This window comes from Lacticaseibacillus baoqingensis, assembly GCF_003946165.1.
Lineage (GTDB): Bacteria > Bacillota > Bacilli > Lactobacillales > Lactobacillaceae > Lacticaseibacillus > Lacticaseibacillus baoqingensis.
Genome location: NZ_RHOI01000066.1, coordinates 1 through 3,964, shown reverse-complemented (window position 1 = coordinate 3,964; position 3,964 = coordinate 1). Strand labels below are relative to the sequence as shown.

4 protein-coding genes are annotated in these 3,964 nt (G+C 50.8%); 1 reads left to right on the top strand and 3 read right to left on the bottom strand.

What is annotated here, in order from left to right; genetic code table 11:
- Positions 1-116: 116 nt before the first annotated feature.
- Genes EKM91_RS13605 through EKM91_RS13595 form a run of 3 tightly spaced genes read right to left on the bottom strand, consistent with a single transcriptional unit; the run spans position 117 to position 3,264 of the window.
- Positions 117-1,274: a PIN/TRAM domain-containing protein gene (locus EKM91_RS13605; protein WP_125754429.1), complete on the bottom strand. Its 1,158-nt coding sequence runs from the start codon at positions 1,272-1,274 to the stop codon at positions 117-119.
- Positions 1,275-1,297: 23 nt separating this feature from the next.
- Positions 1,298-2,671, bottom strand: coding sequence for a DNA repair protein RadA (gene radA / locus EKM91_RS13600; RefSeq protein ID WP_125754428.1), 1,374 nt, complete (start codon positions 2,669-2,671; stop codon positions 1,298-1,300).
- Positions 2,672-2,721: 50 nt separating this feature from the next.
- A complete protein-coding gene (locus EKM91_RS13595; RefSeq protein ID WP_125754427.1) occupies positions 2,722-3,264 on the bottom strand; it encodes a dCTP deaminase/dUTPase family protein in 543 nt (180 codons plus the stop codon).
- A gap of 118 nt (positions 3,265-3,382) precedes the next feature.
- Here EKM91_RS13595 and EKM91_RS13590 point away from each other — a divergent pair, with 118 nt between their 5' ends.
- Positions 3,383-3,673, top strand: coding sequence for a GNAT family N-acetyltransferase (locus EKM91_RS13590; RefSeq protein ID WP_125754426.1), 291 nt, complete (start codon positions 3,383-3,385; stop codon positions 3,671-3,673).
- Positions 3,674-3,964 lie beyond the last annotated feature (291 nt).

The following is a 3,964-nucleotide window of genomic DNA, read 5'->3' as shown; positions in this document are numbered from 1 at the left end:
TGATCTTATCTTGAACAGAAAACTGCATAGTAAAACCCCCTGAGTTAGATTTCCTCCAACTCAGAGGGTTCAGTTCACGATCACGAATGATCGCCTTTTTGCGCGTGTAATTCGGCTTAGCGCCGCTTTTGTCCTTTAGTCGACTTGCTGGCTGGATTGCCTTCAGGCTGATCTTTTAAGGACTTTTGCTGATGCTCCGGCTTGGCGAAGATCATGCGCCCAGCGGCGGTTTGAATGGCGCTGGTGACAATGACATTCAACGGCTGGTTCATGTAAAACTGCCCGTCTTCGACCACGACCATCGTGCCGTCTTCCAAGTAAGCCACCCCTTGTTGACGCTCGGTCCCGGCTTTGATCACGTTGACGGTCATGCCTTCGCCTGGCAGGACTTCCGGCTTTAAAGCATTGGCTAACGCATTGATGTTCAACACCGGGACGTTTTGAAACTGCGCGACTTTATTCAAGTTATAGTCATTGGTCATGACGATGCCATCCAGCATCTTGGCGAGTTTCAATAACTTGGAATCAACTTCAGTCATGTCTTCAAAATCGCCATCATACATTTCCACATGCAGCTCCGGGTCTTCTTTCATCCGGTTGAGGATATCCAACCCGCGGCGGCCGCGGCCGCGCTTTAGTGCATCGGCGGAATCTGAGATCAGCTGCAATTCATGCACGACAAACGTGGGCACTAACAAGGTTCCTTCGATGAAGCCGGTTTTGGCAATGGCTTCAACGCGCCCATCGATGATCACGCTGGTATCCAGCAACTTGTATTTGCGGAAGTTATCGCCGGCTTTGCGCTCGAGGATATCGCCGCTTTCCGCGTTGTCTTTAGGTTTGTTGCGGATGCTGAGCAGCTTGCGCCATTCATCGCGGCGCGTGGTCCCCATCCGAAACCCGAGATAACCTAACAACAGCATCAAGATGATCGGGATCAACGCACCAAACGGCCCAGGAAAATTATAAAATGGAATCGAAATAATGGCTGCTAACACTAGGCCGATGATGGTCCCCAAACTCCCAAACAACAGATAACTCGGGGATTGTTTCTCTAAAAATGTTTCTGCTCGCTCCAAACGCCGAATGATGAATCCTGCACTTAATTCGGACAAGACCCAAAAAATGATCAAGCCGATCAAGGCGTCAGTGATCCCATTGTTGACCCAAGTACCATCGGCAATGCCGATCACCGTCCATAACGCCGGCAAAAAAGCCAACCCGACGCCGATCCCGACTAAACCAAAGAGGATCGTGATCACGCGTTTTTTCATAAAGCAAGCCTCCTTTCATTCAGTTAAAATACCTTCTTCAATGCCTCAGCGATGCTGGTGACACCGATTACCTCAATCTTATCACGCGCCGTCCATCCTTGCAGGTTATTCTTAGGCACAAAGATGCGCTTAAAGCCAAGTTTGGCGGCTTCTTTGATCCGCGATTCGATCCGATTCACGCGCCGGATCTCGCCAGTCAAACCTAATTCCCCGACAAAACAATCTGTCGGCGAGATCTCTTTATCCCGATAAGAACTCGCCAATGCCATCGCCACGGCCAAATCGATCGCCGGTTCATCCAACCGCACCCCGCCGGTGGCTTTCAAGTAAGCATCTTGATTTTGCAGCATCAAGTTGGCCCGTTTTTCCAATACCGCGATGATCAGCGACACCTTGTTGTGATCGATCCCGGTGCTGGTGCGCTTGGCATTGCCGTATTGCGTCGGCGTCATCAATGCTTGGATCTCAACTAAGATCGGCCGAGTGCCTTCCATAGACACCACCACCGCTGACCCAGTCGCTCCGGCCAAGCGCTCATCCAAGAAGATCTCACTAGGGTTGGCGACTTCTTTGAGGCCGGATTCATGCATTTCAAAGATCCCGATCTCGTTCGTCGAGCCAAACCGATTTTTGACTGAGCGCAGCATCCGGTAAGTGTGATGCATGTCCCCTTCAAAATACAACACGGTATCGACCATGTGCTCTAAGATCTTCGGGCCGGCGATCGCACCTTCTTTGGTCACATGGCCGACGATGAAGATGGTGATCTGGTTGGTTTTGGCGATCTTCATCAACTCCGCAGTGACTTCGCGGATCTGCGCCACGGAGCCGACGGCAGAATTCATCTCCGGCACATTCATGGTTTGCACCGAATCGATCACCACATAATCCGGATGCATGTCATCGATGGCTTGTTGGATACTCGGCATGTCGGTTTCAGGATACAAATACATCCCGGAACCGCCGACGCCCAGCCGCCCAGCGCGCATCTTGATCTGGCTGGCACTTTCTTCCCCAGACACATACAACACCTTGGCATCGGTATTGGCTAATTCGCCAGACACTTGCAGCAGCAGTGTCGATTTGCCGATCCCAGGATCGCCGCCGATCAAGATCAAGCTGCCAGGCACGATCCCGCCGCCTAACACGCGGTTGAGCTCGCCTAAGCCGGTTTTGACGCGCGTTTCTTTTTGGATGGTGACGTCATTGAGCCGTTGCGGGCGCACTTGCTTGCCGGCGCTAGTGGTGCGCGGCGCGGCGGCTTTGCTGGTGACTGTCGGCGTGGTGGTTTCTTCAACTAATGTGTTCCAGCCGCCGCAATTAGGACAGCGGCCGAGATAGGTGGCTGACACATAGCCACAATTTTGACAAACATAGCGCGTCTTGGCTTTTGCCATGATAGCCTCCTTTTAGACTCTGCTAAGGCATAGATTTCGACTAGTGGCGGCTATTTTACCCCAGTGGACCCAAAACCGCTGGTGCGTGCATTGGCATTGCCTTGATCGCCATCGGCCAGCAAGTAAGGCATGAATAGGCCTTGGCCGATCCGCTCGCCTTTAGCGATCACCACATCCCGCGGGCCAAAGTTGACCATTTGAATGAAGATCTCGCCTTCATTATCCGGGTTGTTGTAATAGTCCGCATCGATCACCCCGATGCCATTTGGGATCACCAAGCCGCGCTTTAACGGATTAGAACTGCGGTTGGCCAAGATCAGCACTTCGTTAGGCTGCATGTATGCTTTGACCCCGGTAGGCACCAACAGCGGCTTTAAAATTGCCCCGGCACGGCGCATATCTTCAGCCGTCAAGGGGTGTTCGTTTTTGATCAAGCGGAATAAGCGAATAAAGTCATAGCGCCAAATACTTTTTAAGACAAAATCTTCCCGCGCAAAAAAGTCGTAGCCAGCGGCGTTTTGAGTCTGCCGCTGAGGCAATTGCAAGCCGGCATCGGCGTAAGCTGAAACGATCTCGAATCCTCGTGTAGACATGATTTCCTCCAATAATAATTACTATCAGCTATCATACCACGAGCGGTGATTGCATTTAGGCCCAGTCCTTGTTAAATTTAGGTTATAACTCATTGCTTACTTTATGGAGGTAAAGCTGATGGAATTTCAATCTGAACCAAACCGTTTCTTCCAAACCGATGACGACGGTAAGTTATTGGCAGAAGTCACTTTTCCTGACATCGATAATGGTGACGCTTACGTGATCGACCACACCTTCGTCGACCCTAGCCTGCGCGGCCAAGGAATCGCCGCCCAGTTGGTCAAAGCCGTCGTTGATCTGGCCCGGCAAGAACACAAACTGATCGAGCCGCTGTGCCCATATGCCAAGCACGCCTTTGAAGTGACGCCAGAATACGCCGACGTCTTGCGGCCAACGCCTGAAGGCTGATACTAGTTGTGCTACACTAAATAGGTATCAAAGAAATTTTAGGGGAGGTTATTAACAGTAATCAATAACGTAGAATACTGTGCTAATTTGTGGTAATTAGTCGTTCTGCGGTAATCAAGTGGAAGGCAGAATGACCAAGTGCTGCGAAATGATAAACTCGTGAAAAATCGCTGACTGATGCATGGACAGATGATGACGGTTTTCATCATGTCTTGACAGGGCCTCCTTATCTTAATTTGCTATGATATCCATAAGCAAGTTGGAGGTGAAAACATGTTGAGAACGCACAAG